Origin of the sequence: Streptomyces niveus (genome assembly GCF_001723055.1) — a bacterium.
GTDB lineage: Bacteria > Actinomycetota > Actinomycetes > Streptomycetales > Streptomycetaceae > Streptomyces > Streptomyces niveus.
Window position 1 is genome coordinate 1 of record NZ_MDCR01000497.1, and the last position, 4,137, is coordinate 4,137.

4 protein-coding genes are annotated in these 4,137 nt (G+C 73.3%); 2 read left to right on the forward strand and 2 right to left on the reverse strand.

All coding sequences use genetic code 11. From position 1 onward, the window contains the following. Nucleotides 1-143 precede the first annotated feature (143 nt). Entirely contained in the window at nucleotides 144-1,169 is a 1,026-nt protein-coding gene (locus BHU15_RS36780; protein WP_069631046.1) for a ferric reductase-like transmembrane domain-containing protein, read from the reverse strand. Nucleotides 1,170-1,392: 223 nt separating this feature from the next. Between BHU15_RS36780 and BHU15_RS36785 the strand changes: the two genes are divergently transcribed. After that, nucleotides 1,393-2,058 (forward strand): hypothetical protein, encoded by a 666-nt coding sequence (locus tag BHU15_RS36785; RefSeq protein WP_079128634.1) that lies wholly within the window; start codon nucleotides 1,393-1,395, stop codon nucleotides 2,056-2,058. A gap of 120 nt (nucleotides 2,059-2,178) precedes the next feature. Beyond that, nucleotides 2,179-2,853, forward strand: a complete 675-nt coding sequence (locus BHU15_RS36790) for a sigma-70 family RNA polymerase sigma factor (RefSeq protein ID WP_069631048.1) — start codon at nucleotides 2,179-2,181, stop codon at nucleotides 2,851-2,853. 11 nt (nucleotides 2,854-2,864) lie between these two features. On the opposite strand, the gene BHU15_RS36795 is transcribed toward BHU15_RS36790, so the two are convergent. Next, nucleotides 2,865-4,133 (reverse strand): MFS transporter, encoded by a 1,269-nt coding sequence (locus BHU15_RS36795; RefSeq protein WP_255293306.1) that lies wholly within the window; start codon nucleotides 4,131-4,133, stop codon nucleotides 2,865-2,867. Nucleotides 4,134-4,137: the final 4 nt, after the last annotated feature.

Here is a 4,137-nt window from a genome sequence, read left to right on the forward strand (position 1 = left end):
CCGCCCTCTTCGCCTCCGCCCCGCCACACGCTCAACGGGGCGGGGCGGAGGCGAAGAGGGCGGGAAGGATGGCGGAGGAGGTGAAGAGGATGCGGAAGGTGCGGGTGGTGCGGGCCCTCCCCGGTGCCGCTCCCAGTCGTCTCCTACTCGTCGTGCACGTGCGTGGACGAGGTGTCCTCCGGCGGCACCGTACGGCCGCCGTCACGCCCGGAGGCGATCACCGCGACGAGGACCCCGATGATGGCCACGGCAGCCACCCGCCCCGTCAGCCGCAGACCCCAGCCGGCCTTCGACCCGCGGTGCGCGCTCGGCGACGCGAGGCGCTCCGAGCGGCGGGCCGGTCGCAGGAGGCGGAGCAGGAAGAGTGCGGCGATGGGGAGTTGGAGGAGCCACACGGTGTTGCGGAAGGCTCCGTCGTACCAGACGTTCGTCCCGTACAGCAGCGTGTGCCAGACGCTCAGCACGTAGACGACGAGTACGAAGCGGTGCAGGATCCGCCAGGTCTTCGGGCCGATGCGGTGGCGTACGTAGAAGAGCAGGCCGAGCGGGATCGCGAGGTAGAGGGCCGCCTGGCCGATCGGCATGGCCCAGACGCCGGTGCCGGAGTTGTAGCCGCCGGGGATGAACGTCTCCAGTACGGCGCCGCCCAGCCGCGACGGCCAGGAGTCGGTGTCCTGGTAGATCAACTCGGCCGCGAAGAACAGCGCGTGGGCGACGATGAGCGCGATCGTGTTGAGGCTGGTGGTGCGGTGCAGCCGCTCAAGCCGGGGGCCGGAGAGCGGCAGGCGCGCGGGGCGCGGGCCGGAGAGCAGCAGACCGAGGATGACGGTGCCCCACGCCCAGAGGAGCGCGGACCAGCCGAACGCCTGACTGAGGTAGTACATCCAGAACTCGCCCGTGTCCGCCATGAAGGGCATGACGGTGAGGGTGGATGACGTCTCCGCCTTGATCCGTACGTAGAGGATGACGAAGACCGCGGCCGTCACGACCAGGGCGACCGTGCCGTCGAGCCAACTCGCCCGCAGGTCGGAGCGGAGGGTGACGCGCGGCGGGGTGGACGGCGTGCCGGTGCCGGGCGGCGGGGCCGCAGCCGAGGCGGCGGCCGGGTCCGGGGTCGCGGCCGGGGTCTTCTCTTCGTCGGGCGTCACGGGCTCTGGGGGCGGATTCATCGGGCGGTCTCCGGTTCCGTCATCTTCCGTCGTACGGATTGGTGCGCGGTCGTACTGTTGGAGGTGTCGGTGACCGGGGCCGAGAAGTTCCCGGGCCCCCCGCGCGAGCTTGTGTGAGCTGGATCACACCAACTCCATGTCACCGCATAGCGCGTGAACATCCGATGTATACCCATCAGGCGGCCTTTCCCGCCCGCCCTGTCACGCTGGCACCATGGTGGCCATGGGCGCCGGACCCGCACTCCGCCTCGTACGCACCGCGGTCTTCGCCGCCGTGTGTGTGCTGGTGTCCGGGCTCGGCCACGCCCTGTCGTCCGGTGGCCCGCTGCCGCCGGGCGTCCTCGCCCTCGCCTTCCTGCCGGTGTGCGGCGCCGGCTGGCTGCTGTCCCGCAAGGAACGCGGCGGCGCCGTGATCGTCACCGCGAGCGCCGTCGGACAGCTGCTGCTGCACGCCGTGTTCAGCGGTCTGCATCCGGCGCCGGGCGACGGCCACGCCGGGCACGGCGCCCACGGCGCCCACGAGGCGGGCGAGTTGGCGTACGAGGGACTGCCGGGCGTGCTGCTCGACAGTTCCGGCGTCATCGCCGGCTTCGCCTCCGCCCTCACTTCCACCCTCACCTCCGGCATGGTCGGCGCCCACCTCGTCGCCGGCCTCGTGTGCGGGTGGTGGCTGTGGCGCGGCGACCGCGCGTTCGTACGACTCGTCCACGCTCTCGGGCTGTTCGCCTTCGAGCGGCTCCGCTTCGCCCACGCGGTGCTGAGCGGCGGCTGGGCGACGTACCTCCCGGTGCTCGCACCGCCCGTGGCGTACCGGCCGATCCGGCCCCCGGCCCAACTCCCCGCCCCGCACGTCGTGTCGAGGCGCGGGCCGCCACTCCTTCCGTCCTGAGCGCTTCTCCGCCCCACGCACACCATCGCTCTGATTCCACGGGCCACGCGGCCCGGACGCGAAGGACTTTCCGTGATACCTGCTGCCCGGCACACACCTGTGCCCACACGCATACCCCCCATGCACATACCCCCCACCCGCATACATCCGACGTCCAGACCGACCGGCCACCGCGCACGCGCCGACGACTCCGAGATCACGGCGTGGGCGCTGGCCGCCGGTCTCGGGGACCGGCGGGCGGCCGAACTCTTCGTACGCGCCACGTACGACGACGTACGCCGCTTCGTCGCGCACCTCAGCGCCGACGTGCGCGGCGCCGACGACCTCACCCAGGAGACGTATCTGCGGGCGCTGGCGAGCCTCGCGCGGTTCGCCGGGCGTTCCTGCGCGCGGGTGTGGCTGCTGGCCATCGCGCGCCGTGTGGTCGTCGACCGGTACCGGCGCGCGGCCGTACGGCCCCGGATCGCCGACACCGCGGACTGGGTGACCGCCGCGGACCGGGCCCAGCCACGGCATCTGCCGGGCTTCGAGGAGTCGGTGGCGCTCGCGGACGCGCTGGCCGCGATGGATCCGGGGCGCCGTCAGGCGTTCGTACTGACCCGGCTGCTCGGGCTGTCGTACGCGGAGGCCGCCGACGCGCTGGGCTGCCCGGTGGGGACGATACGGTCCCGGGTCGCGCGCGCCCGGCGGGATCTCGCGGCGGTGTGGCAGCCGGAGGCCGAGGGCGCGGAGGAAAGGGGCGCGGACGGGAGGGACGCGGAAGAAAGAGGCCTGGAGGGAATGGTCGCTGTGTGACACGGCCGTGGTCAGCGCGGGCGGTGGGCCGCGACCGGCCCGTCGCCCGCGCGGCGCCGCGCGGACCCGCGCGCCCACACCACCAGCAGCGCGGGCAGCACCACCGCCTGCGCGCTGACCACCAGCCAGAACACCGGTACCGCGGCGGCCCGTTCGGCCACCCCGTACAGCTGGCCGCCGACGACGGCCGCCGCGAACGCGCCGAGCCCGGCCGCCAGTCGCTGTCTGCCGAAGACCGTCGCGGAGGGGGCGGCGGACCGGGCGAGGGCCTCCAGGTCGTTCTTCAGGAACAGGACGATCTCACCGAGGCAGAGCAGCACCGCGCCGACGGCGATCCCCGCCCGGCCGCCCAGCGCGAGCACGGCCGTACCGGCGGCCATGGCACCGAAGCCGAGCCGCAGCGCGGTGGCGTACGGGAGCGCGGCGAGGCGGCGCGCGAGGAGCGGCTGGGCGACGACGAGGAGGATCGCGTAACCCATGAGGACGGCGCCGTAGAAGGCGGTGGAGGTGCGGGGGACGGCGTAGAGGGCGAGGTAGTGCTGGAAGAACATGAAGACGTAGACGGCGAGGACGGTGAACGCGAAGGGCGGCAGACCGCTCCCGGCCGCCACACCGGCCGCCACACCGTCCGCCTCTCCGGTCCTGTCCTCGACGGTCGTGTCCTTCACGCCCACGCCCTCGTCCGCCACCGACGGCAGCAGTACGTGCCCCGCCCCCACCAGCGCGAACAGGACAGCCACCCCCGTGAACAGCCCGGCAGGCGACGTCAGTACGAACGGCGCCGCGGCCGGCGGCCCGAGCGCGATACCCGCGTTGAAGGCGGAACCGCTCGCCGCGAGCAGCCCCGGCCGCCGCTCGGGACCGCAACCCGCCACCAGATAGGCCTTGTTGGCGGGCAGATACAGCGCTGCGCCGCACGACACCAGGAACAGCGCGGCCACCGCGACGACCGGCCGGGTCAGCCCCGGTACGAAGGCGGCGAAGCCCGCCGTCCGTACGGCGAGCGCCACCAGCATCGTGGCGCGCAGCCCGATCCGGGCCGCCAGCGCCGCCCCGACGACACCGCCGGAGAACTGCACCAGCGAGGCGACGGCCAGTACGGCGCCCACCACGCCGAGGCCGAGCCCGAAGCGGTCGTGGAGGAGTACGGACATGTAGGGGAGTACGGCGAAGCTGCCGAGGGTGATGAGGAACGAGCCGCCGAGCAGGAAGAGTTGCGGCCCGGTCAGGGTCCGTGAGCCCACCGACTGCAATCCGGTCAACTCCCCCCGCCCCCTCACCCTC